Origin of the sequence: Rhodococcus sp. CH91 (genome assembly GCF_022554085.1) — a bacterium.
Classification (GTDB): domain Bacteria; phylum Actinomycetota; class Actinomycetes; order Mycobacteriales; family Mycobacteriaceae; genus Rhodococcus.
This window is the reverse complement of record NZ_JAKFYR010000006.1, coordinates 79879-102631: the sequence shown is the minus strand read 5'-3', so window position 1 is coordinate 102631 and position 22753 is coordinate 79879. Positions and strand designations below refer to the sequence as shown.

The following is a 22753-nucleotide window of genomic DNA, read 5'->3' as shown; positions in this document are numbered from 1 at the left end:
CCTGCTCGACCGTGCCTCCCGACCGCCCTGTGGTCCGGGCGGTGCACACTGGCGGCATGTGCGGAAGGTATGTCTCCACGGCCGACCCGGCGACCCTCGCCGTCGAACTCGACGCGCTCGACGAGACCGGCGACGAGGGTGTCGGGCCCGACTACAACGTCGCGCCGACGACCGAGGTGCTCACCGTGGTCGCACGACACGACCGGGACGATCCCGACGGGCCTGCCCGGCGCCGCATCCGCCGTATGCGCTGGGGTCTCGTCCCACCGTTCGCCGAGGAAGTCGGTCGGAGCGCGCCGTTGATCAATGCGCGCTCCGAATCGGTGGCGACCAAACCGAGCTTCGCGCAGTCGCTGCGCTACCGGCGATGCCTCGTGCCGATGGACGGCTGGTACGAATGGCAGGTCGAGCCCGCGCCGGACGGCAGGACCCGCAAGGTGCCGTACTTCATGTCCCGGGCCGACGGGGCGCGCATCTGCATGGCCGGACTGTGGGCGGTGTGGCGAGATCCCCGTGACCCGCAGGCGGCGCCGCTGTCGAGTACCACGATCCTCACCGCGCAGTCGGTCGAACAACTCGGCAACGTGCACGAACGGATGCCGCTCATCCTTCCGGCCGACCGATGGGACGCCTGGCTCGACCCCGACAGTCTCGGTCATCCCGATCTGATCGTGCCGAGCGCCGAGGCGGTCGCGGCCGTCGAGATCCGCCGCGTTTCCCCGAAGGTCAACAGCATCCGCAACAACGGTCCCGAGCTGCTCGTGCCCGACGACGGTGCGGGCGACCAGCTGGCGCTGCTGTAGGGCCGCTCAGCGTCCGGCCGTGATGGGCGCGACGACGGCATCGGTGAGCCGGATCAAGTCGCGGGGATCCAGGTCGATCTCGAGTCCGCGCCGTCCCGCGCTGCACAGCATGCGATCCCACCGCTCGGCGGACGCGTCGACGACGGTGCGCAGATGCTTGCGCTGTCCGAGCGGAGAGATGCCGCCGAGAACGTATCCGGTCGCCCGCTCGGCAGCGGCGCGCTCCGCCATCGTGGCCTTGCCGCCCCCCAGCGCACCCGCCACGGCCTTGAGGGACAGGGTCGCCGGCACCGGGATCACCGCGACCGCGAGAGAGCCGTCCGTCAGCGAGACGACGAGCGTCTTGAAGATCTGGTCGGGCAGGACACCGAGACGCGCCCCGAGTTCCTCCACCGCCTCGGCACCGAAGGAGGCGGCTCTGGGGTCGTGCTCGTATTCGTGCACCCGATGCGCGACCTTCTCGCGCCGGAGCAGAACGGTCGCGGGAGTGGACGTCGAAGCCATCGGATCACTCTAGGCAACCCGGTGCCGGGAACAAGTACCACGGGTGCGGCGTTGAATTCCGGCGGGTGGCTCCACAGGTCGCCCGCACCCGACGATCGGAGAATTCGTGGCAGTGCTGAGCCCGCCTCGACCGGACTCGGTCCGGCGTCCCCGCGATCGGGACGCCTCCCTACCGGTAGCCTTCTCGACGGACGTCGATGAAGGGATCGGTGTGGTCGAGGAGTCTGTCGAAGAACTGACCGAGCGGTTCGAGCGGGATGCGCTTCCGTTGCTCGACCAGCTCTACGGAGCTGCGCTGCGGATGACCCGCAACCCCTCCGACGCCGAGGATCTCGTACAGGAGACGTACATCAAGGCGTTCTCCGCGTTCCGATCGTTCCGGGAGGGCACCAACCTCAAGGCGTGGATGTACCGGATCCTCACCAACACGTACATCAACTCGTATCGCAAACGGCAACGTCAGCCTGCGCAGTATCCGACCGACGAGATCACCGACTGGCAGCTCGCCGCGAATGCCGAGCATTCGTCCACCGGCCTGCGCTCGGCGGAGGTCGAGGCGCTCGACGCGCTGCCGGACGACGACATCAAGGCCGCCCTGCAGGAGCTCCCCGAGGAGTTCCGCATGGCCGTCTACTACGCCGATGTCGAAGGGTTCCCCTACAAGGAGATCGCGGAGATCATGGGGACGCCCATCGGCACGGTGATGTCGCGACTGCACCGGGGGCGCAAGCAGTTGCGCGGCCTGCTGGCCGATGTCGCGCGCGAGCGGGGTTTCGCCCGGGGCGCGGCGGTCGACGCCGCGACCGGAACATCGGATTCGACCGAGAGCGGAAAGGGAGCAGAGCAGTGAGCGAACCGGATGTCGATCGACTCGACTGCTCGGCAGTGATCGCGGACGTCTACCTGCTGCTCGATTCCGAGTGCGACGCGGGCTCCCGGGCCAAGCTGCAACGGCACCTCGACGAGTGCGGTACGTGTCTCGAGGCCTACGGCATCGAAGAGAAGATCAAGTCGCTGCTCGGACGCAAGTGCGGAGGCGAACACGCACCGGAGGGACTGCGGGAACGGCTGCTGCTGCAGATCCGCCGGACCGTCGTGGTCACGGAGATCGACAGCACCGACTGACACGAGGATCGTCCCGGGCGTGGCCCGGAACGGACCGGGGCCGGAAAGCTGCTACTTTCCGGCCCCGTCTGCAACTCAAGCGTTGGGACGCTTGCCGTGGTTGGCGGCATTGCCCTTGCGGCTGCGCTTCTTGCGACCTCGCTTACCCATGGTGGGATCTCCTTTCTCTTTCATTACAGTGTTTCACGTGCGGTCGAGTGGTCCTGTCGGCAGGTCCACCGCCGGAGCGTGAAAGAGGTGTTCGATGGCGGAAGACGTACGCGCCGAGATGGTATCGACCGTGTTCGAGGTCGTGGTGCGAGAGGGTGACGTGGTGACCGAAGGGGACACACTGGTGATCCTCGAGTCCATGAAGATGGAGATCCCCGTCCTCGCCGAGTCCGCGGGCACCGTCACATCGGTCGGTGTCGAGGTCGGCGACGTCATCCAGCAGGGCGATCTCATCGCCGTGATCTCCTGACGACGGATCTCTTCTGAGCAGGAAAGTGGTTCCCGTGTCCACACTCAGTTCGTTGCTCGCGACGTACACGGATCTTCCGGGCGCAGCCGTCGATCATCTCCAGCGTGTCGTGGGCGAGTGGCAGTTGCTCGCCGATCTCTCGTTCGCCGATGTCCTCCTGTGGGTCGATGCCGCCCCGTCCGGAATCGTGTGTGTCGCCCAGTGCCGCCCCACCACCGCGTCGACCGTCATCCCCGAGGACGCTGTCGGCACGGTCGTCTCCGACGACGAACATCCTTACGTGCGAAAGGCTTTCGAGACCGGGGAGATCGTCGAGGTCAAGTCGTCCGCCGGCGGCGGGATCAACACCCGTCAGGCCGTGCCGGTCCGCTGGGGCGGCCGGGTCGTCGGAGTGCTCAGCCGCGACGCGGCGCGGGTGTCACGCCGGTCGGCGAGCGCTCTGGAAACCGCCTACCTCGAATGTGCCGACGATCTCTACCGCATGATCAACGAGGGCACCTTCCCCACGCCCGAAACGCGCTCGGACACCAAGTCGAGCCCGCGGGCAGGGGACGGTTTCATCCGCCTCGATCGTCAGGGCCGGGTCGTCTACGCCAGCCCCAACGCGCTGTCGGCCTACCACCGCATGGGTCTCAATTCCGATCTGATCGGGCAGGATCTCGTGGAGACGACCCGCGCGCTGGTCACCGATCCGTTCGAGAGCCGCGACGTCACCGACTACCTGCGCGGCGCCGTCGAGGGACGTCTCGGACAGCGGATGGAGGTCGAGGCACGCGGCGCGACGGTCCTGATCCGGGCCCTGGTCCTGAATCCGGGCGGGCGGATCGAGGGTGCCGCGGTGATCGTGCGCGACGTCACGGAGGTCAAGCGGCGCGACCGTGCGCTGCTCAGCAAGGACGCGACCATCCGGGAGATCCATCATCGGGTCAAGAACAACCTGCAGACGGTCGCGGCGCTGCTGCGACTGCAGGCCCGGCGGACCGGGAACACGGAGGCCCAGCAGGCCCTCGGTGAAGCGGTGCGCCGTGTCACCTCCATCGCCCTGGTGCACGAGGCGCTGTCGATGTCCGTGGACGAGGAGGTCGATCTCGACGGTGTCTTCGATCAGCTGATCCCGATCGTGGTGGACGTGTCCACGGTGGGCAGCCAGATCCGGGTGCGCCGGGAGGGTGATCTCGGGGTGTTTCCCGCCGACCGTGCGACGCCGCTGGTGATGGTCCTGACCGAGCTCGTCCAGAACGCCGTCGAGCACGCCTTCGAGCCCGGAGTGAACGGCACCGTCACGGTCAACGCCCAGCGTTCGGCGCGCATGCTCGATGTCGTGGTGCGGGACGAGGGGAAGGGACTGCCCGAGGGGTTCAGTCTCGAATCGTCCAACCGCCTGGGGTTGCAGATCGTCCGGACGCTCGTCGCCGCCGAACTCGGCGGGACGTTGGAACTCGCGGCCAACGAGAGCGGCGGAACCGACGCGCGGCTGCAGTTGCCGCTGGGGAAGGTCCAGGTGCCCTGACCGAGGTGCCGCGGCCTCCGCTGCGGTGCCCGAACGTTCGAAGGCCCGGCCCCCCGCGGGGGACCGGGCCTTCGAACGTTTCGGAGTGCTCAGACCGCCGTGCGGGCCCGGGTGCGTGCGTTGCGGCGCTTGAGGGCGCGACGCTCGTCTTCGCTCATGCCGCCCCAGACGCCGGCGTCCTGGCCGGATTCGAGTGCCCAGGACAGGCATTCGGCGGTGACAGGGCAACGGTTGCACACGAGCTTGGCATCCGCGATCTGCGCGAGAGCCGGGCCGCTGTTCCCCACGGGGAAGAACAGTTCCGGATCCTCGTCGCGGCAGATGGCCTTGTGGCGCCAGTCCATGCTTCTACTCTCCTTCGATGGTGCGTGTGCACCGGCTGATTGGTCATTGCGTGTTCACGCGTGCGGCGCGGAGTATTTCCGCGCGGTTACTTGTGAATGCTTTCACGAACGCGCGTGGAGTCAATAGAATCGACCACGATCGTGGGGAAGCTCACGATTGAGTGAGCTACGAGTTCGCCAATCCCTCTTTGTACACCGATTCCCGCGAGAACGTCACCGTAATCACAGAATTCGTGCTTCTCTTTCGGGTCCGAGAAGGCTATACGGCTCCGGCGCGAGGTATGACGACATCGAGAATCGAGGGTACCGACACGAACTCGACCTCGCTGCGGAGCCCGAGATAGTCACCGTCCACCTGGAGACCGATGGGCCGCGACGATCGAGCGACCACTCGGGAGATGTCGTCCGCGCGGACGAGATGCGGGGAGGCCGGGTCGCCGTGCGCGGCGAGGAGCTGCCGCACCACGCGGAGGCTGGGGAACACCCGGGTCGTCGTCATCGCGAAGACGCCGAGCCCGGTCTCGAAGGAGGTGCCGGGATTCGTGTGCACGGGCCGGGCTTCGAGATAGGTCCACGGACTCGAGTTCGACACGAACGCGTAGTGCACACCCGTGATCGGCTCGAGACCGGGTATCTCGAGCGTGAGAGCCGGTTGCTCGCGTTTGGAAGCGAAGAACCGGCCGATCGCATGTCGTACGTAGCGCGCCGTGGTGACCTTCTTCCCGTCGGCGCGGGCGAGGTCGATCGCCTCGCACACCTGGGCGTCGAGGCCGAGACCGGCATTGAAGGTGAACCACCGTCCGTCGCAGTGGCCGAGTCCGATGCGTGCGATCGTTCCGTCCTGCAGCGACTCGAGTACCTGCTGTGTGGCTTCGAGGGGATCGGCGGACAGCCCCAATGATCGTGCGAACACATTGGCCGAACCGCCGGGAACCACCGCAAGGCGCGGGAGCGTGGGGTCGGCCGAGCGGTCCGGAGACGGTCCGAGCAGGCCGTTGACGATCTCGTTGACGGTGCCGTCGCCGCCGTGCGCGACGATCACATCCATCCCGTCGGCGTGCGCCGACCGCGCGAGTTCGGCGGCGTGCCCCCGGTGGGTCGTGTGCGCGACGGTCAGCGCGAGCCGCCCTCTCAGGGCGTGAGCGAGGCGGTCGCGACCGGCAGGAGTGGTCGTCGTCGCATTCGGGTTCACGATCAGCAGGGCGCGCACGGAACATCAGCCTAAGTGCTGCCCCGCGGGTCCACTACGCTGGACGGGTGCCTCTCGAAACACCTCGCAGCAGTGTCCCGACGACCGTGCGTGCCGCCGGTTGGCTCGTCGTCCTCGAGGGTGTCGTGGCGATGGCGTTCGCGGTCTACTCGGTGATCCGGGCACTGTCGGGCGAGCACGATCAGACGGTGAGCAACGGTTACGGCCTCGCACTGTGGCTGATGATCCTGTTCGGTGGCGTTCTGGCCGCCGGGATCGCCCTCGTGCGCGGCGTGCGGTGGGGACGTTCCGTCGCGGTGCTGGCGCAATTGCTGTTGCTGCCCGTGGTGTGGTCGTTGCTGACCGATTCCCATCAGCCCGTCCCGGGCACGTTGCTGGCGCTCGTGGTCGTACCGACCCTCGTCCTGTTGTTCAGCCCGCCCACGACGAGGTGGCTGGCGCACGAGTACGCGCCCGACAGTCCGGAGGAGTGAACCGCCGGGTCGTCAGCCGGCGGCCGCGCTCCCGCTGCCGAGGGCACGCAGCGCCGAACCGCTGAGCCGGAAGGTCGTCCACTCGTCCTGGGGCACGGCACCGAGCGCGCGGTAGAACCCGATCGACGGTTCGTTCCAGTCCAGCACGGACCAACTGAGGCGGGTGTACCCACGCTCCACGCATTCCTCGGCCAGCGCCGCCAGCAGGGCACGGCCGTATCCCTTCCCGCGATGTTCCGGCCGGACGAACAGGTCCTCGAGATAGATGCCGTGCACACCGTCCCAGGTGGAGAAGTTCCGGAACCACAGCGCGACACCGACGACCTTCCCCGGAGCCTCGGCCTCGGTGCGGTCCTCCGCGACGTGCGCGTAGACCGAGGGGTCCGGCCCGAAGAGGGCGTCGTGGATCTGCTCGGGCACCACGGTGCACTCGTGCCGGGCCTTCTCGTATTCGGCGAGGTCGTAGATCAGGCCGGTGACGGCCTCGACGTCCTCCGGTGTGGCTCTGCGGATCACGACGGACTTCCTCCTGCTGGCTCGTATTGCGGTTTGTCTCGCACTCGGCGGTCGAGTACGCGAGGATCTGATCCGTGGCAACGGTACTTGCGGTGGCAAATCAGAAGGGTGGCGTCGCCAAGACGACCACCGTCGCGTCGTTGGGCGCGGCGTTGTCGGCCCTCGGCCGGCGGGTGCTCGTCGTCGACCTCGACCCCCAGGGATGTCTGACCTTCTCGCTCGGACACAATCCGGACAAGCTCGACCAGTCCGTGCACGACGTGCTCGTGGGGAACGTCGAGACGAAGGACGTGCTGCTCGACACGGCGGAAGGGATGTCGTTGCTCCCGGCGACCATCGACCTCGCGGGCGCCGAAGCGATGCTCCTCATGAGGCCCGGGCGCGAGTACACCCTGAAGCGGGCGCTCGCGACCGTCGAGGACGATTACGACGTCGTCATCGTCGACTGTCCGCCCTCGCTCGGGGTCCTCACCCTCAACGGACTGACCGCGGCACGCTCCGTGCTGGTGCCCCTGCAGTGCGAGACCCTCGCGCACCGAGGGGTGGGGCAACTGTTGCGGACGGTGAACGAGGTCAAGCAGATCACGAACCCGGATCTCGAGCTGCTCGGCGCGTTGCCGACCCTGTACGACTCGCGGACCACGCACAGCCGCGACGTGCTCGCGGATGTCTCCGACCGATACGACCTGCCGGTGCTGGCTCCGCCCGTTCCCCGGACCGTCCGTTTCGCCGAAGCGTCCGCCTCGGGGGCGACAGTGCTGGCCGGGCGCCGGAACAAGGGGGCGGAGGCCTACCGCACGCTCGCCGGGAATCTCCTCCGGTACTGGTCCGGCGAAGCCGGACTCGAGGTCCTGGACACCACCCTCACCGACTGAACCGGTACGCCTTCTCCTCTGCCGGACTCGCCCGTCGACACGGCGCTGGGAGCGCCCGTCAACGCAGCGCTGGGAGCGCCCGTCAACGCAGCGCCACGAGTGCGTCGCCGCGCTGCTCGACGACGACGTCCCCGGTCACCGAGACGTTCACCGACTCGACCTCGCCCCGCTCGACGGCAATGCGCACTCCGGGTACGCCGGTCGCCGCGTCGACCCCCACCAGGGCGTCCTCGACGGGGAGCAACAGGGAACCGGCCATGACGTCACCGTTGCCGAGAGTGCCCTCGAGAGTCCAGCGGGGAGCGAAGTCGGTGGTGGACAGCGCGACGGTGTCCCGTCCCGTCCACCACACCAGTACTCCGCCGCGTTCGACGGCAGGGGCCTGCGCTGCTCCTGCGGGTCGCGGCAGGGGATGAGTGTCGACGAGGGTGCCGTCGCCGTCGAACACCTCGATGCGCGGACCGGCGGCGCCACCCGGCGGCAGGTAGACGGCAGTGTGGTCGCCGACCACCGCGACGATGCGCGAGTCGGTCCCGCGCCCGGCGTCGGGCAGCACCGAGGAGGCGTATTCCACGGGTTTCTGGCTGTCCTCGGGTGTGGGATCGAGAAGGGTGAGCCGGTTGGACGGCTCGTTCGCGCACTGCTCGAGCACCGCGAGTACCTCGGCTCCGGAATCCGCCGAGAGCAGCTCGCATCCGGACCGGGGCTGGGCGTTCGGGTTCACGGGAGCGCCGACCCGTCCGTACTCGACGGTGCGTACGAGATCGGAACGCCACATCTCGAGCCGGGTGGAACCGAGCGCGATGAGATGGGAACCGGTGTCGACGAGCCGGACGGGGTCGTCGATGTCCCCGGTGCGCTGGGCACCGCGCGCGCCGGTGGAGGCGTCGAGCGCGGTGATCTGTCCGCATCCTCGCGGGTCGTGGTAGACGGAGATCACGTCGCCCCACGCCTCGGTGGCCGTACACAACTCGCGGTCCCGTTCGTATCGCCACCGCTCGTCACCCGAATACGGGTCCCGGCCGATCACCGAACCGCCGTCGGCAGTCGCGATCGTGCCCCCGGCCGTGACGGGTGCGGTCGTCGCGGTGCTCGGAGCACGCCATATCTCGGCGAGGCTGCGTGGCAGCGACTGCGGGGCCGCCGGGGGTGGGACGGGCCCGTCCCAGGTGGTCGACGTGGTGCCCCGGGCATCCGACTGCAGCCAGACGACACTCGCCGCCACCAGAGCGGTGACGACGAGTGCGGCTGCGACGAGAAGGTCGGTGCGGGTGCGTCGCTCGGGCGCGAGCACGTAGCTACCGGGCAGGTGACGTCGAGACCGTTTCCACGTTCGACGTGTCGGACTGATCCGTGTGCGCGGCCGTGCCGTCGCTCGACCCGTTGCGGCGGCGGCGCCGACGACGACGCGCCGGAGCGGATCCTTCGGTCTTCTCGCTCCGGTCCGGGGACTCCGACTGCGCGGCGGCCGTCTCGGAAGCCGGCTTACCGTCGGTCGCGGAACCCTCGGTGGCGGACGTGTCGGTCGCGGAGGCGTCCACCGTCCTGCCACGCACGGTACGGCGGCGCACCCGGTTGCGCTTCGGCCGCGACCCGGCTTCACGTGCCGGACGTTCGGGCTTCTCGCCGTCCTCGGCGGGAGCGGGTGCGGCCTTGCGGACGCGGCCCGTGGCATCGGTGGGGATGCTCAGCTCTTCGAACAGGTGCGGGGAGCTCGAGTAGGTCTCGACGGGATCCGGCATACCGAGATCGAGCGCTTTGTCGATGAGCTGCCAGCGCGGCACGTCGTCCCAGTCCACGAGGGTGATCGCGATACCGGTGCGGCCCGCGCGACCGGTGCGGCCGATGCGGTGCACGTAGGTCTTCTCGTCCTCGGGGCACTGGTAGTTGATGACGTGCGTCACGTCGTCGATGTCGATACCGCGGGCGGCGACGTCGGTGGCGACGAGCACATCGATCTTGCCGTTGCGGAACCGGTCGAGTGCCTTCTCCCGGGCGATCTGGCCCAGGTCGCCGTGCACTGCTCCACAGGCGAAGCCACGCTCGACGAGATCGTCCGCGACCTTCTGCGCGGTGCGCTTGGTGCGGGTGAAGATCATGGTCGCGCCCCGGCCCTCGGCCTGCAGCACGCGGGCGACGAGTTCGGCCTTGTCGAGCGCGTGCGCGCGGTAGACGTGCTGCTGGGTGCGCTCGTGGACGGCCGACGATTCGGCCTCCTCGGCACGGATGTGCGTTGGGCGGTTCAGAAACGTCCGCGCCAGAGTGATGATCGGGCCGGGCATGGTGGCCGAGAACAGCATCGTCTGGCGACGCTCGGGGACCATGGTGAGGATGCGTTCGATGTCGGGCAGGAAGCCGAGGTCGAGCATCTCGTCGGCCTCGTCCATCACGAGCACGCCGATCTTGCCGAGGATCAGATGTCCCTGGTTCGCGAGGTCGAGCAGGCGTCCCGGGGTTCCGACGACGACGTCGACACCCTTCTTCAGCTGATCGATCTGCTGCTCGTAGGGCCGGCCGCCGTAGATGGCGAGGACCTCGAGGTTCTTCTTGCCGCTTCCGGGCAGGTATTTCGACGCGTTCTCGAGGTCGTGCGTGACCTGCACGCACAGCTCGCGGGTGGGGACGATGACCAGCGCCCGCGGAGTGCCGTCGAGAGTGGTGGTACCCGACCCCTCGGTGGCGATGCGATGCAGGAGCGGGACGCCGAAGCCGAACGTCTTGCCCATGCCCGTGCGGGCCTGGCCGATGAGGTCGTCGCCCGCGAGGGCGAGGGGGAGTGTCAGCTCCTGGATTGCGAAAGTGCGTTCGATTCCCACCTCGGACAGGGCGCGGACGATCTCGTCGCGCACGCCGAGTTCGGCGAAGGTGGGGGAGACGTAAGTGGAATCGAGAGTTGCGGAGACGGTCGTCTCGCTCGCGTCGTCTTCGTGGTCGATGGTGATCTTGCTCAGGGGTCCGGCCTTCCTGGTCTCGGCACGCACGCTCGAGGGAGAAAGGCGACCGGCCTGCATCTCAGCGCGAGCGGTCGACGACCAGGCTCGGCGAAGCGCGGCAACGGTCCGCAATTCGGGTGCGCGCACATATCTCGGGAGCTCGCGGGCCACTGTCGGCGGCTCGAAGCGCGGGCTCCTCGAACCATTGTACCGGTCCGGTGCATTCCACGAGGTGGTACTACGCTTCCTCGTCATGGGAGCCGAATTGCCGCCGTCCACATCAGAGTCCGGCACGACGCCGGACGGACCCGCAGTCCCCGCCGATCATCCCGGCGTCGCCGAGTTGTTCGCCGTGCTCGCGTACGGCGAGATCTCCGCCTTCTACCGCCTCTCCGAGGATGCCCGGTTCTCCCCGTCGCTGCGGGGGCGGGTCGCGCTCGCCAGCATGGCGGCGGCCGAGATGAGCCACTTCGAGACGTTGCACGCCGCGCTCACCGATCGCGGCGTCGAGATCTACACGGCGATGGAGCCCTACCGGAAGGCCCTCGACGCGTACCACGCGTCGACCACGCCGTCGACCTGGCTCGAGGTGCTCGTCAAGGCGTATGTCGGCGACGGCATCGCAGCGGACTTCTACTGTGAGATCGCCGACATGCTCGACCCCGAGGTCTCCGCGGTGGTGCGGGAAGTGCTCGCCGAGACCGGCCACTCGGAGTTCGTGGTGCAGGAGGTCCGGCAGGTGGTCGAGCGGAGTCCGCTGCAGAAGGACCGGCTGATGCTGTGGGGACGCCGTCTGCTCGGCGAGGCCATCACGCAGGCGCAGTACGTCCTCGCGCAGAACGAGGAACTCGCCGAGCTGGTCATTCTCGCGTCCGGCGACCTGACGAACATCGCGGCACTGTTCGATCGCATGCAGGTCGAGCACGCCGAACGGATGGCAGTGCTCGGACTGCACTAGCCTTGCGTTGACAGCAGTACACGCTCGGTTTTCATGCAGCATGAGATTCGGAGGTCCACCGTGGAGGTCAAGATCGGCGTCGCGGACAGCCCGCGCGAAGTTGTCGTCGTCAGCGACCAGGCGCCCGACGAGGTGGAAAAGCTCGTGAGGGACGCGCTGAACGGCGCCGACGACGGAGTGCTCGCACTGGTCGACGAGAAGGGCCGCAAGGTCCTCGTGCAGGCCGCCAAGATCAGTTACGTCGACATCGGTCCTGCCTCCCTGGGCAAGGTCGGCTTCGCCGCCAGCTGAGACGGACAGACGAGAACGGGCCGGGGCGTTTCGCCCCGGCCCGTTCGCCGTCCGTGTGTGCCTGCGCTCGGCGCGCTGTGCCTGCCTGTCAGCGTCGGCGGAGCTCGGGCTGGAGCGGCACGTGCTTGAGGCCTCCCCAGGCCAGAGCGACCGTCGTGTCGACGGCGTCCTCCTTGGGGATCGGGCGCGCGGCGTCGAGCCAGTAGCGGGCCGTGAACTGGCTCGTTCCCACCAGACCGACCGCCAGGATGCGAGCGCGATAGGGGTCGAGACCGGAATCGTGGCTGACGAGGTCGAAGACGGCATCGACGCACGCCTCGGTGGCCTGCTCGACGCGCCGGGAGACCTGCGGTTCCCCCATCAGATCCGACTCGAACACCAGCCGGAAGCCCTGGCTGTCGTTGTCGACGAAATCGAAGAAGGCCTGCACCGCCGCGCGCACGCGCTGCCGGTTGTCGGTGGTGGACCGCAGTGCCTGGCGCACACCGTTGATGAGGGTGTCCACATAGTTCTGGAGCACGGCGCAGTAGAGCTCGAGCTTGCCGGGGAAGTGCTGGTACAACACCGGCTTGCTGACGCCGGCGCACTCGGCGATCTCGTCCATCCCGGCGGAGTGGTAGCCGCGTGTGACGAATACCTCGCTGGCGGCCTCGAGCAACTGGGCGCGACGTTCGTCACGTGGCATCCGGGCGCCCCGTTTGGCGTTCGAATTGCCCCGGCCGGAGGCTCGTTCGGTGACGTCGGTCATGCTTACTCCCAATCTGCACTACCCCGAGAGTGGCGTGTGCCACCTCGGCGCTCCTCGTCTCTGCAGGTTACAGGTGAACCCGCTCGTCGAACGGACCGCCCTACCGAGCGGTATTCGTTTCGTGGCACAGACAGGGGCGCTCCGTTCGGCGACCCGGATATCGAAACGGTCTCGATATGACATTCTGGCATCCGTGATCGAGCGAGGAGGAATGCGCGAGAGCAGGGGTCCGCAAGGTTCTTCCCCCGTACCGTCGGCGTCGTCGCAGCCGCGGAGAAATACCGGACAGACCGATTCGGCAGGACGCCGGTCGCATCAGCCCCTGCGGGCGGTGTGGGATCCGGTGGGAGGGCCGGCCCGGCCGCCCCGCAGGCCGCGACCCGAACGGAACGTCCGCAAGCAGTCCCGTCTGGGCAGGTTCGTGGCCGCCTACGGTTGGCGCGCCTACGCCGTACCGGTCCTCGCCCTGGTCACCGTGATCGTGCTGTGGGACGCGGTCCGGACCGCAGGAGTCACCGAGGGCTCGGAGGAGACGACCGCCACGGGCGGTGACACCGAGTTCCTCGTCGAGGCACCGCAACCCGACAGCACTTCTCCGGAGACACTCGAATCGGGCGCGCTGCCCGAAGGCGGTCCGTTCACGGAGGTGGGTGGCCGCGAATGGCGGGTACTGCCCGGAACCACCGAGCAGGTGGGCGCGGGGCAGAGCCGCGTGTTCACCTACACGGTGGAGCTGGAGGAGGGGATCGACACCACCGGCTACGGCGGTGACACGGCGTTCGCGACGATGGTGGACCGGGTCCTCGCCGACCCGCGGAGCTGGATCGGAGACCCCGCTCTCGCCTTCCGTCGCATCGACACCGGGCAGCCGGACTTCCGGATCTCCCTCACCTCGCAGATGACCGTTCGCGAAGGATGCGGCTACGACATCCCCCTCGAAGGGTCGTGTTTCAACCCGTCGAAGGGGCGGGTGTTCCTCAACGAGGCACGGTGGGTGCGGGGAGCCGTCGCCTTCGAGGGAGACATCGGTTCCTACCGGCAGTACCTCGTCAACCACGAAGTGGGACACGCGATCGGTCTGGCCCGGCACGACGCCTGCACGACCGACGGGGGTCTCGCGCCGATCATGATGCAGCAGTCCTTCGGTACCGCCAACGACGACATCGCCCGCCTCGATCCGGACGGCCCCGTGCCGGCCGACGGACTGCGCTGCCGCTTCAATCCGTGGCCCTATCCGCGAGCGTGACCTCCGGGACGTGCTCCCGGACCGGAAACGACGGGAATGGGACAATGGGCGGTGACTCGAGATGCACCGCGACAGGAGATCCCGTGACCGCAACCACACCGCCGGAGCACCGTCCCCTTCCGCCCCTGGTGGAACCCGGCGCGGAACTCGGTCGCGACGAGGTCGCGCGATACAGCCGCCACCTGATCATCCCGAACGTCGGAGTGCTCGGCCAGCGACGCCTGAAGAACGCGCGGGTGCTGTGCATCGGCGCCGGGGGACTGGGCTCGCCGGCGCTGCTGTATCTCGCCGCGGCGGGCGTGGGAACGATCGGCATCGTCGAGTTCGACCGGGTCGAGACGTCCAACCTGCAGCGGCAGGTCGTCCACGGACGTTCCGACGTCGGCCGGCCGAAGGGGGAGAGCGCCCGGGACAGCATCCTGGCGATCAACGACGGAGTGGATGTCCGGCTGCACGAGATCCGGTTGGATCGGGACAACGCGGTCCCGCTCTTCGAGCAGTACGACCTGATCCTCGACGGCACCGACAACTTCGCGACCCGCTATCTCGTGAACGACGCCGCGGTCCTCGCCGGCAAACCCTACGTCTGGGGATCGATCTTCCGTTTCGAAGGCCAGGTGTCGGTGTTCTGGGAGGAGGCCCCGTACGGGCGCGGTCTGAACTACCGCGATCTCTATCCCGAGGCGCCGCCGCCGGGCATGGTTCCGTCCTGCGCCGAGGGCGGAGTCCTCGGGGTCCTGCCCGGCACGATCGGGACGGTCATGGCCACCGAGGCGATCAAACTGATCACCGGGATCGGTGAGCCGCTGCTCGGACGCCTCATGATCTACGACGCGCTCGCGATGTCGTTCCGTACCGTGACCCTGCGCCGCGATCCGGGACGGCTGCCCGTCACCGAACTCGTCGACTACGAGGCCTTCTGCGGCGTCGTCCCGGAGGCCGCCGCGTCGACACGGTCGGCGATCACCCCCACCGAGCTGCGCCGGATGCTCGACGAGGGGCGTGAGGTCGCGTTGATCGACGTCCGCGAACCCGTCGAGTGGGACATCGTGCGTATCGACGGTGCCCGCCTCGTGCCGAAGGGCCGGATCGTCTCGGGCGCCGCTCTCGCCGAGCTGCCGCAGAACACTCCGATGGTGCTGTACTGCAAGACGGGGGTCCGTTCGGCCGAGGCCCTCGACGTGCTCGTACGTGCGGGATTCTCGGACGCGACACACCTGCACGGCGGCGTGATCGCCTGGGCGCAGCAGGTGGACACGTCGCTGCCCGTGTACTGAAGGAGACCTCGTTGTGACCTGAAACAGCGGAGTGCCTTCCGGTTGCGAGCGGTTTCCGGCGGTAGGTTGAGCCCCGTGAGCTCACTCGAACCGCCTCAGCACGTGTGCTCCACGTTCGGTCTCCGCGATGTCGAACCGGTCCCGCTCGGGCCCGACTGGGACGGAGGTTTCCGGTGTGGGGACGTCGTGTTGTCCCGAGTCGCCGATCATGCCCGCGCGGCGTGGTCCGCCAAGGTGAGGGAGACCCTCACCGTCGACGGGGTACGGCTGGCACGTCCGGTGCGGTCCACCGACGGTCGCTACGTCGTCTCCGGCTGGCGTGCCGACACCTACATCGTGGGTACTTCCGAGCCCCGGCACGACGAGGTGGTGTCGCTGTCGCTGCGCTTGCACACGGCGACGGCGCAGCTCGAACGTCCTCGTTTCCTCATGCAACCACCGGTCGCGCCCTGGGAGGACGTCGACGTCTTCGTCGCCGCCGATCGCGCGGCCTGGGAGACCGTACCGCTGCGCAGCGCCCGGGCGGCGGGTGCGCCCGAGGCCACGACCCCCGACGGTCGCAAGAGCCTCGACCTGATCAACCAGCTCGCGACCTTCCGCAAGCCGGTACATCTGCCCGACCAGCTCGTCCACGGCGACCTGTTCGGAACGGTCCTGTTCGCCGGGCGCGCGGCCCCGGGACTGACCGACATCACCCCCTACTGGCGTCCCGCTTCATGGGCGGCGGCCGTCGCAGTGGTCGACGCGCTCTCGTGGGGAGGTGCCGACGAGGGACTGATCGGCCGGTGGGAGGACCTGCCGGAGTGGCCGCAGATGCTCCTGCGGGCGGTGATCTTCCGTCTGGCCGTGCACGCACTGCACCCCCGGTCGACGGAGGACGCCTTCCCGGGTCTGGCGCACACCGCCGATCTGGTGCGCTTCCTGCTGTAGGCGGTGGCCCCCACAAGACGGGGCCTCACATCGGGCGCCGGCCCGGGGTGAGCAACTCTTGACGCGCCGGTCACCGCGGGCAGCACCGTGGCAACACCCGTTTCCTAACTTGGGATCATCACAGATCCCGAGGAGGAGCGGCGATGACGACCTTGGTCGAAAAAGAAAGTCTCCGAGACAAAATCGCGCGTAAGCACTACATCGAACGGTGGGACGCCGAAGATGTCGACGCGTGGGAGGCCGGGGGCAAGCAGGTCGCCAAGCGCAACCTGATCTGGTCGGTGATCGCCGAACACGTCGGCTTCTCCGTCTGGTCGGTCTGGTCGGTCATGGTGCTGTTCATGCCCACCGAGGTGTACGGCATCGATGCGGCGGGCAAGTTCTTCCTGGTCGCGGTGCCCACGCTCGTCGGGGCGATCCTGCGCATCCCCTACACCCTCGCCACAGCCCGTTTCGGTGGCCGCAACTGGACGATCTTCAGCGCCCTCGTGCTGCTGATCCCCACCCTCGGGGCGCTCTACCTGATGCTCGATCCCGGTCACTCCTACACGACCTTCATGCTGGTCGCGGCGCTTGCCGGGGTCGGCGGCGGCAACTTCGCCTCGTCGATGACCAACATCAACGCCTTCTACCCGCAGCGGCTGAAGGGCTGGGCTCTCGGCCTCAATGCCGGTGGCGGGAACATCGGGGTACCGGCCATCCAGTTGATCGGCCTGCTGGTGATCGCAACGGTCGGCAACACCGAACCCTGGATCGTGTGTGCGGTCTATCTCGTCCTGTGCGCCGTGGCGGCTCTCGGTGCCGCACTGTTCATGGACAACCTCGGTGACCAGAAGGCCGACCTGCGGGCGATGGGGACGGCCCTGAAGTTCCGCGACTCGTGGATCATCTCCTTCCTCTACATCGGCACCTTCGGTTCGTTCATCGGCTTCAGCTTCGCCTTCGGCCAGGTTCTGCAGATCAACTTCCTCGCCGGCGGGGACACCCCTGCTCAGGCCGCACTGCACGCCGCACAGATCGCCTTCATCGGCCCCCTGCTCGGATCCATCTCCCGCCCGCTCGGCGGGAAACTCGCCGACCGCATCGGCGGGGGCCGGATCACCCTCTACACCTTCGTCGCGATGGCTCTGGCCGCAGCGGTGCTCATCGTCGCCGGAACGCTCGACGACGCCACCGCAGGTGCTGCCTCCGGTGGCGTGTTCGCCGCGATGGTGCTCGGTTTCATCGCCCTGTTCCTGCTCTCGGGACTGGGCAACGGCTCGGTCTACAAGATGATCCCGTCGATCTTCGAGGCACGTGCGCAGAGCCTCGACGGCCTCGACCGTGACGAGAAGGCCGCTTGGTCGCGCAGCATGTCGGGGGCTCTCATCGGATTCGCCGGTGCCATCGGTGGCCTCGGCGGCGTCGGAATCAATCTGGTCTTCCGCGCCTCCTACGGAGGTCAGGCCCAGTCCGCGACGATGGCCTTCTGGGTCTTCGCGATCTTCTACCTCGTGTGTATCGCGGTGACCTGGTTCGTCTTCCTCCGGCACCCCCGTTCGGCCTCCCCGAGCGATCCGGCCACCGAGGTCCCCGCTCCGGCCCGCGTCGCGGTCTGACCGGTCACCGGCACGAAGAAGGAGAAGTCATGAGCCGCAAGAACGTCGTCGTCGTCGGACACGGAATGGTCGCGCACCGCTTCGTCGAGGCCCTGCGGGCCCGTGACGAACAGGCGACCTGGTCGGTGACGGTCCTCGGAGAGGAGGCCGACGCAGCCTACGATCGTGTCGGTCTGTCGTCGTACATCGGGTCCTGGGATCGCAAGGAGCTCGCCCTCGCCGGAAACGACTACGCCGCAGACGATCTGGTCGATCTCAGGGTAGGCGTCCGTGCCGCGGGAATCGACCGCTCGGCGCGTACCGTGACCACCGAGGACGGCGACGTTCTGCCCTACGACGCGCTCGTCCTCGCGACCGGCTCCTATCCGTTCGTGCCGCCCGTGCCCGGGCACGATCTGCCGGGCTGTTTCGTCTACCGCACCCTCGACGATCTCGACGGCATCCGGGCCGCGGCAGACCGGGCGAAGAGCAGCGGACGTGCCGGCGTGGTCATCGGGGGTGGTCTGCTCGGCCTCGAAGCGGCCAACGCGCTGCGCCTGCTGGGCGTGACCCCGCACGTCGTCGAGTACAACGACCGGCTCATGCCGGCCCAGGTCGACGAGGGCGGTGGCCGTGTCCTGGACCGGCTCGTCACCGATCTCGGCCTCGTCACCCACACCGGGGTGGCCACCGAGAAGATCGAATCCGGGCCGGACGGCCTGCAGGTGGCACTGTCGGACGGAAGCGTCCTCGACGCCGGGCTCGTGATCTTCTCTGCCGGTGTCCGCCCCCGCGACGAACTCGCCCGCGCAGCGGAACTCGATCTCGGTGCGCGCGGAGGTGTACTCACCGACCGCGGATGCCGCAGCATCACCGACGAGGCCGTCTACGCGATCGGTGAGTGCGCCGCGGTCGAGGGCACCTGTTACGGGCTCGTCGCTCCCGGCTACAGCACCGCCGAAGTGGTCGCCGACCGGCTCGTGGGTGGTACCGCCGAATTCCCGGGCGCGGACCTGTCGACCAAGCTCAAACTGCTCGGAGTGGACGTCGCGAGCTTCGGAGACGCACACGCCAGGACCGCGGGTGCTCTGGAAGTCGTGCTGTCCGACGCTGCGAAGGGCACCTACGCCAAGCTCGTCGTCTCCGACGACGCGAAGATCCTGCTGGGCGGCATCCTCGTCGGGGACGCCTCGGCATACGGCACCCTGCGTCCGCTCGTCGGTCGTGAACTCCCGGGCGATCCGGCCTCGCTCATCTCTCCGGCGGGTGAGAAGCCCGGTGCGGGTTCACTTCCCGACGACGCCGAGGTCTGCTCGTGCAACGGTGTGACCAAGGGTGCGATCTGCGGGGCGATCGCCGAGGGTGCCTGCGACATCGCGCAGATCAAGTCCTGCACCGGAGCCGGCACCACCTGCGGCGGCTGCCTTCCGAGCGTGAAGCAACTGCTCGCGCAGTCGGGGGTGCAGATCTCCAAGGCGCTGTGCGAGCATTTCGAACAGTCCCGCGCGGAGCTCTTCCAGATCGTCCAGGCGACCGGCATCCGCACGTTCTCCGCGCTCATCTCGCAGTACGGCAGCGGACGCGGTTGCGACATCTGCAAACCGGTGGTCGCCTCGATCCTCGCCTCCACCGATTCCGACCACATCCTGCACCGGCAGCAAGCGGGCCTGCAGGATACGAACGACCACTTCCTCGCCAACATCCAGAAGAACGGCACCTATTCGGTCGTACCGCGTATGCCCGGTGGTGAGTGCACCCCTGAACAGCTCATCGTGATCGGTGAGGTCGCACGCGATTTCGGTCTCTACGTGAAGATGACCGGCGGCCAGCGCATCGACCTGTTCGGCGCGCGCGTCGAACAGCTCCCGCAGATCTGGAAGCGGCTCGTCGACGCCGGGATGGAATCCGGCCAGGCGTACGGCAAGTCGCTACGCACCGTCAAGAGCTGCGTCGGATCCACCTGGTGCCGGTACGGTGTCCAGGACTCGGTGGCAATGGCCGTCGCCCTCGAGCTGCGCTACCGCGGGTTGCGGTCGCCGCACAAGCTGAAGATGGGTGTCTCCGGCTGTGCACGGGAGTGCGCGGAGGCGCGCGGCAAGGATGTGGGCGTCATCGCGACGGAGAACGGCTGGAATCTGTACGTCTGCGGTAACGGCGGTCAGTCGCCCAAGCACGCCCAGTTGCTCGCCGGGGGTCTCGACGACGAGACCCTGGTGCGCTACATCGACCGGTTCCTGATGTTCTACGTGCGCACGGCGGATCGGCTGCAACGTACCGCCCCGTGGCTCGACTCCCTCGAAGGTGGTCTCGAACACCTGAAGGAGGTCGTCTGCAACGACGCGCTCGGGATCGCCGACGAACTCGAGGCGGCCATGGCCAAGCACGTCGGAGGATACAAGGACGAATGGGCGGGTGTGCTCGAGGATCCCGAGAAGCTCGCGCGGTTCGTCTCGTTCGTCAACGCCCCGGAGCAGCCCGATCCCACGGTCCGGTTCGACGACAGCGGCCCCCGGAAGGTTCCCGTCCTCGTGGGGATGCCGGGCATCGGTCCCGGAAGCGGGGCATGACCGCTTACTCCGAGGGAACGAGCGGGTAACGCGCTGGAAACACCGGACACCCAGACTTCAGGACAGCAGTTTCAAGGAGGACAGCGATGACCGTCATCGAGACGCAGACCGTACAGGGATCGGCGCGCGACAGTGTGTTCGACGGGCGCCTGGAATGGACCTCGGCGTGTCCGCTCAGCCATCTCATCCCGGGCCGTGGAGTTGCGGTGTTGCTGCGCGGCGGCGAACAGGCGGCCCTGTTCCTGCTCGACGACGGAACGCTGCGCGCGGTGGGCAACTTCGACCCGTTCGGACGCGCCGCGGTGATGTCGCGGGGAATCGTCGGCGACCGCGCCGGAGAACCGACCGTGGCGTCCCCACTGCTCAAGCAGGTGTTCTCCCTGGAGGACGGGCGTTGCCTCGACGATCCGTCGGTGCGGCTGCCCGTCTACGACGTGCGCGTGTGGGCCGGTGTCGTCCAGATCCACAGCCTCGTCCCTGGGGACCGCCGGCACGACGGCGCGACCGGAGAGGATTCGTGAACGAAGACAGCGCGCCGTTGCGAGGATTCACCATCGGTGTGACGGCGGCGCGGCGGGCAGACGAGTTCGCCACGCTCCTCGCCAGGCGCGGTGCCGAAGTCGTGCACGCTCCCGCCATCCGCATCATCCCGCTGTCCGACGACGACGAACTCGAGCGGGTGACACGCTGCATCGTCGCCCGGCCCCCGGACATCACGATCGCCACCACCGCGATCGGCTTCCGCGGGTGGATCGGCGCAGCCGAGGGGTGGGGACTCGCAGACGAACTCGCTCGGGCGATCGGCACGAGCCGGATCCTGGCCCGGGGACCGAAGGTCACCGGAGCGATCCGGGCCGCCGAACTCCGGGAGGAGTGGTCACCCTCGTCCGAATCGTCCGCCGAAGTGCTCGAACTCCTCCTGGACGAAGGCGTCGAAGGCCTCCGGATCGCCGTGCAACTGCACGGTGAGCGCACCGAATGGGAACCCGGAACCGACATGTGCGAGGCGCTGCGCGTTGCCGGCGCCGATGTCGTGCCCGTACCCGTCTACCGGTGGACACCGCCGGAGGATCCGACGGCACTCGACCGGATGATCGAACAGATCGTCGACCGTGGACTCGACGCCGTGAGCTTCACCAGCGCCCCGGCCGTCGCCTCGATGCTCATGCGTGCCAAGGAGATCGGGCTCCTCGAACCGATGCTGCGCGCGTTGCGTACCGGCGTCACCGCAGTGTGCGTCGGTCCGGTCACCGCGGCCCCCTTCGCCGAACTCGACGTCCCGGTCACCCTGCCGGCCCGCGCCCGCCTCGGTTCGCTCGCCCGGCACATCGCGGAGGAACTGCCCCGGCGGGCCGTCCGCATCGAAGCAGGTGGCCACGTGCTCAGCCCACGCGGACGTTGTGTGATCGTCGACGACACGGTGAGGTGCCTCCCGCCCGCAGGAATGGCGCTGATGCGCACGCTCGTCGCGCGGGCCGGCCGGGTCGTCTCCCGCGAGGAACTGCTCGCCGCGCTGCCGGGCGGCGGTGACGACACGCACGCCGTCGAAACCGCTGTGGCACGGATGCGTTCGGCACTCGGTGCGCCGTCGATCGTGCAGACCGTGGTCAAGCGGGGTTACCGCCTCGCCGTGAACCTCGACGGGGTGCCCTCGTGACCGGCCTGCGCACCGACCCGGCGCCGCTGCTCGTCGCCCACGGCACCCGCAATCCGCGCGGTGTGGACATGATCGCCTCGCTCGCCGACGCCGTGTCCGCCCGGATCGGTCCCACCCGAGTGGCATTCGTCGACGTACTCGGACCGTCGCCGTCCGAGGTGCTCCGGGACACCCGCGGCCCGAGTGTGCTCGTCCCCGCCTTCCTCGCCTCCGGCTACCACGTACACACCGACATTCCGCGCGAGGTCGCAGCGGGCGGGAACGATGCTGTCACCGTCACGCGCGCACTCGGCCCGGATCCCGTCCTCGCGCACGTGCTCGTGCACCGGCTGCGGCAGGCCGGTTGGGAGACGGGAGATGCGATCGTCCTCGCGGCGGCAGGTTCGTCCGATCCCCGCGCCCGTCGCGACGTCCTCCTCGCGGCCCGGATGGTCGCGGCGTTCGTGCACGCCCCCGTGCGGGTGGGGTGGATCGCGACCGGCGAACCGCGGGTCGCCACCGTCGTCGACGAGGTGCGCGCCGGGGGCGCGCGACGGGTGTTCGTCGCGTCGTACCTCCTCGCGGACGGGCTTTTCCACCGGAGGCTGGCCGAGGCGGGGGCCGACGGTGTGGCCGCTCCGATCGGTGTGTCCGACGCCGTGGTGGATCTCGTGGTCCGGCGGTACCGCTCTGCGGTGAACCGCCCGGATCGTGCGATACGGATCGCGACGAGCCGCCGCTGATATCCGAGGCGCCCCGACCGGGTCCGG

The 22753-nt window shown here is 68.4% G+C and carries 25 protein-coding genes; 17 read left to right on the top strand and 8 right to left on the bottom strand.

The window, feature by feature from the left end; genetic code table 11:
- Positions 1–56 precede the first annotated feature (56 nt).
- The gene (locus tag MOM01_RS13435) at positions 57–803 is read left to right on the top strand and encodes an SOS response-associated peptidase (RefSeq protein WP_241385929.1); all 747 of its coding nucleotides are present in this window, start codon (positions 57–59) and stop codon (positions 801–803) included.
- A 6-nt stretch (positions 804–809) separates the two neighbouring features.
- Here the strand turns inward: MOM01_RS13435 and ybaK are convergent, their stop codons facing one another.
- Positions 810–1307 carry a Cys-tRNA(Pro) deacylase gene (gene ybaK / locus MOM01_RS13430; protein ID WP_241385928.1) on the bottom strand — a complete coding sequence of 166 codons (498 nt, stop codon included), beginning with the start codon at positions 1305–1307 and terminating at the stop codon, positions 810–812.
- A 205-nt stretch (positions 1308–1512) separates the two neighbouring features.
- Between ybaK and MOM01_RS13425 the strand changes: the two genes are divergently transcribed.
- Both MOM01_RS13425 and rsrA read left to right on the top strand, forming a co-directional pair.
- Positions 1513–2157: a sigma-70 family RNA polymerase sigma factor gene (locus tag MOM01_RS13425; protein WP_374112307.1), complete on the top strand. Its 645-nt coding sequence runs from the start codon at positions 1513–1515 to the stop codon at positions 2155–2157.
- Positions 2154–2432 carry a mycothiol system anti-sigma-R factor gene (gene rsrA / locus MOM01_RS13420; RefSeq protein ID WP_241385926.1) on the top strand — a complete coding sequence of 93 codons (279 nt, stop codon included), beginning with the start codon at positions 2154–2156 and terminating at the stop codon, positions 2430–2432. Before MOM01_RS13425 ends, rsrA begins: the two co-directional genes overlap by 4 nt.
- Before the next feature lie 75 nt (positions 2433–2507).
- Here rsrA and MOM01_RS23435 read toward each other — a convergent pair whose 3' ends face one another.
- A complete protein-coding gene (locus MOM01_RS23435) occupies positions 2508–2582 on the bottom strand; it encodes a 50S ribosomal protein bL37 (protein ID WP_022597109.1) in 75 nt (24 codons plus the stop codon).
- Positions 2583–2676: 94 nt separating this feature from the next.
- Here MOM01_RS23435 and MOM01_RS13415 point away from each other — a divergent pair, with 94 nt between their 5' ends.
- Together MOM01_RS13415 and MOM01_RS13410 are read left to right on the top strand one after the other, a co-directional pair.
- Positions 2677–2892, top strand: a complete 216-nt coding sequence (locus MOM01_RS13415; RefSeq protein WP_241385925.1) for a biotin/lipoyl-binding carrier protein — start codon at positions 2677–2679, stop codon at positions 2890–2892.
- A gap of 34 nt (positions 2893–2926) precedes the next feature.
- On the top strand, positions 2927–4402 hold the full coding sequence (locus MOM01_RS13410) for a sensor histidine kinase (RefSeq protein WP_241385924.1): 1476 nt from the start codon (positions 2927–2929) through the stop codon (positions 4400–4402).
- Positions 4403–4491: 89 nt separating this feature from the next.
- On the opposite strand, the gene MOM01_RS13405 is transcribed toward MOM01_RS13410, so the two are convergent.
- Positions 4492–4746: a WhiB family transcriptional regulator gene (locus MOM01_RS13405; RefSeq protein WP_006550236.1), complete on the bottom strand. Its 255-nt coding sequence runs from the start codon at positions 4744–4746 to the stop codon at positions 4492–4494.
- A 259-nt stretch (positions 4747–5005) separates the two neighbouring features.
- A complete protein-coding gene (locus MOM01_RS13400; protein ID WP_241385923.1) occupies positions 5006–5956 on the bottom strand; it encodes a diacylglycerol/lipid kinase family protein in 951 nt (316 codons plus the stop codon).
- A 47-nt stretch (positions 5957–6003) separates the two neighbouring features.
- On the opposite strand from MOM01_RS13400, the gene MOM01_RS13395 reads away from it, so the two are divergent.
- Positions 6004–6429: a hypothetical protein gene (locus MOM01_RS13395; RefSeq protein WP_241385922.1), complete on the top strand. Its 426-nt coding sequence runs from the start codon at positions 6004–6006 to the stop codon at positions 6427–6429.
- A gap of 12 nt (positions 6430–6441) precedes the next feature.
- Here MOM01_RS13395 and MOM01_RS13390 read toward each other — a convergent pair whose 3' ends face one another.
- The gene (locus MOM01_RS13390) at positions 6442–6945 is read right to left on the bottom strand and encodes a GNAT family N-acetyltransferase (RefSeq protein ID WP_241385921.1); all 504 of its coding nucleotides are present in this window, start codon (positions 6943–6945) and stop codon (positions 6442–6444) included.
- Between the two features lie 74 nt (positions 6946–7019).
- Between MOM01_RS13390 and MOM01_RS13385 the strand changes: the two genes are divergently transcribed.
- Positions 7020–7820: a ParA family protein gene (locus tag MOM01_RS13385; RefSeq protein ID WP_241385920.1), complete on the top strand. Its 801-nt coding sequence runs from the start codon at positions 7020–7022 to the stop codon at positions 7818–7820.
- 82 nt (positions 7821–7902) lie between these two features.
- Here MOM01_RS13385 and MOM01_RS13380 read toward each other — a convergent pair whose 3' ends face one another.
- Both MOM01_RS13380 and MOM01_RS13375 read right to left on the bottom strand, forming a co-directional pair.
- The gene (locus tag MOM01_RS13380; protein ID WP_241385919.1) at positions 7903–9114 is read right to left on the bottom strand and encodes an Rv3212 family protein; all 1212 of its coding nucleotides are present in this window, start codon (positions 9112–9114) and stop codon (positions 7903–7905) included.
- Between the two features lie 4 nt (positions 9115–9118).
- Complete coding sequence (locus MOM01_RS13375; protein WP_241385918.1) at positions 9119–10801, bottom strand: DEAD/DEAH box helicase; 1683 nt, start codon at positions 10799–10801, stop codon at positions 9119–9121.
- A gap of 205 nt (positions 10802–11006) precedes the next feature.
- Between MOM01_RS13375 and MOM01_RS13370 the strand changes: the two genes are divergently transcribed.
- The gene (locus MOM01_RS13370) at positions 11007–11711 is read left to right on the top strand and encodes a ferritin-like fold-containing protein (RefSeq protein WP_241385917.1); all 705 of its coding nucleotides are present in this window, start codon (positions 11007–11009) and stop codon (positions 11709–11711) included.
- 60 nt (positions 11712–11771) lie between these two features.
- Entirely contained in the window at positions 11772–12002 is a 231-nt protein-coding gene (locus MOM01_RS13365) for a DUF3107 domain-containing protein (protein ID WP_241386107.1), read from the top strand.
- An 88-nt stretch (positions 12003–12090) separates the two neighbouring features.
- Here the strand turns inward: MOM01_RS13365 and MOM01_RS13360 are convergent, their stop codons facing one another.
- Positions 12091–12750 (bottom strand): TetR/AcrR family transcriptional regulator, encoded by a 660-nt coding sequence (locus MOM01_RS13360; RefSeq protein ID WP_241385916.1) that lies wholly within the window; start codon positions 12748–12750, stop codon positions 12091–12093.
- A gap of 211 nt (positions 12751–12961) precedes the next feature.
- On the opposite strand from MOM01_RS13360, the gene MOM01_RS13355 reads away from it, so the two are divergent.
- From MOM01_RS13355 to MOM01_RS13320, 8 genes are all read left to right on the top strand, one after another.
- Positions 12962–13996, top strand: coding sequence for a DUF3152 domain-containing protein (locus MOM01_RS13355; RefSeq protein WP_374112301.1), 1035 nt, complete (start codon positions 12962–12964; stop codon positions 13994–13996).
- 44 nt (positions 13997–14040) lie between these two features.
- Positions 14041–15273, top strand: coding sequence for an adenylyltransferase/sulfurtransferase MoeZ (gene moeZ / locus MOM01_RS13350; RefSeq protein WP_277609667.1), 1233 nt, complete (start codon positions 14041–14043; stop codon positions 15271–15273).
- Positions 15274–15348: 75 nt separating this feature from the next.
- Positions 15349–16203: a TIGR02569 family protein gene (locus tag MOM01_RS13345; protein ID WP_241385915.1), complete on the top strand. Its 855-nt coding sequence runs from the start codon at positions 15349–15351 to the stop codon at positions 16201–16203.
- 143 nt (positions 16204–16346) lie between these two features.
- Entirely contained in the window at positions 16347–17801 is a 1455-nt protein-coding gene (locus MOM01_RS13340; RefSeq protein ID WP_241385914.1) for an MFS transporter, read from the top strand.
- Between the two features lie 29 nt (positions 17802–17830).
- Complete coding sequence (nirB, locus tag MOM01_RS13335) at positions 17831–20347, top strand: nitrite reductase large subunit NirB (protein ID WP_241385913.1); 2517 nt, start codon at positions 17831–17833, stop codon at positions 20345–20347.
- A gap of 86 nt (positions 20348–20433) precedes the next feature.
- Positions 20434–20868 carry a nitrite reductase small subunit NirD gene (gene nirD, locus MOM01_RS13330; protein ID WP_241385912.1) on the top strand — a complete coding sequence of 145 codons (435 nt, stop codon included), beginning with the start codon at positions 20434–20436 and terminating at the stop codon, positions 20866–20868.
- Entirely contained in the window at positions 20865–22004 is a 1140-nt protein-coding gene (locus MOM01_RS13325; RefSeq protein WP_241385911.1) for a uroporphyrinogen-III synthase, read from the top strand. The genes nirD and MOM01_RS13325 overlap by 4 nt, the downstream gene beginning before the upstream one ends.
- Positions 22001–22726, top strand: coding sequence for a sirohydrochlorin chelatase (locus MOM01_RS13320; RefSeq protein ID WP_241385910.1), 726 nt, complete (start codon positions 22001–22003; stop codon positions 22724–22726). The genes MOM01_RS13325 and MOM01_RS13320 overlap by 4 nt, the downstream gene beginning before the upstream one ends.
- The last annotated feature ends 27 nt before the right edge of the window (positions 22727–22753 follow it).

Excerpts from the sequence above, each read along its gene's own strand:
- MOM01_RS13355 (WP_374112301.1), top strand. The coding sequence starts at position 12,962 with ATGCGCGAGAGCAGGGGTCCGCAAGGTTCTTCCCCCGTACCGTCGGCG.
- ybaK (WP_241385928.1), bottom strand. The coding sequence starts at position 1,307 with ATGGCTTCGACGTCCACTCCCGCGACCGTTCTGCTCCGGCGCGAGAAG.
- nirD (WP_241385912.1), top strand. The coding sequence starts at position 20,434 with ATGACCGTCATCGAGACGCAGACCGTACAGGGATCGGCGCGCGACAGT.
- MOM01_RS13435 (WP_241385929.1), top strand. The coding sequence starts at position 57 with ATGTGCGGAAGGTATGTCTCCACGGCCGACCCGGCGACCCTCGCCGTC.
- MOM01_RS13360 (WP_241385916.1), bottom strand. The coding sequence starts at position 12,750 with ATGACCGACGTCACCGAACGAGCCTCCGGCCGGGGCAATTCGAACGCC.
- nirB (WP_241385913.1), top strand. The coding sequence starts at position 17,831 with ATGAGCCGCAAGAACGTCGTCGTCGTCGGACACGGAATGGTCGCGCAC.
- MOM01_RS13405 (WP_006550236.1), bottom strand. The coding sequence starts at position 4,746 with ATGGACTGGCGCCACAAGGCCATCTGCCGCGACGAGGATCCGGAACTG.
- MOM01_RS13370 (WP_241385917.1), top strand. The coding sequence starts at position 11,007 with ATGGGAGCCGAATTGCCGCCGTCCACATCAGAGTCCGGCACGACGCCG.
- MOM01_RS13415 (WP_241385925.1), top strand. The coding sequence starts at position 2,677 with ATGGCGGAAGACGTACGCGCCGAGATGGTATCGACCGTGTTCGAGGTC.
- moeZ (WP_277609667.1), top strand. The coding sequence starts at position 14,041 with ATGGGCGGTGACTCGAGATGCACCGCGACAGGAGATCCCGTGACCGCA.
- MOM01_RS13340 (WP_241385914.1), top strand. The coding sequence starts at position 16,347 with ATGACGACCTTGGTCGAAAAAGAAAGTCTCCGAGACAAAATCGCGCGT.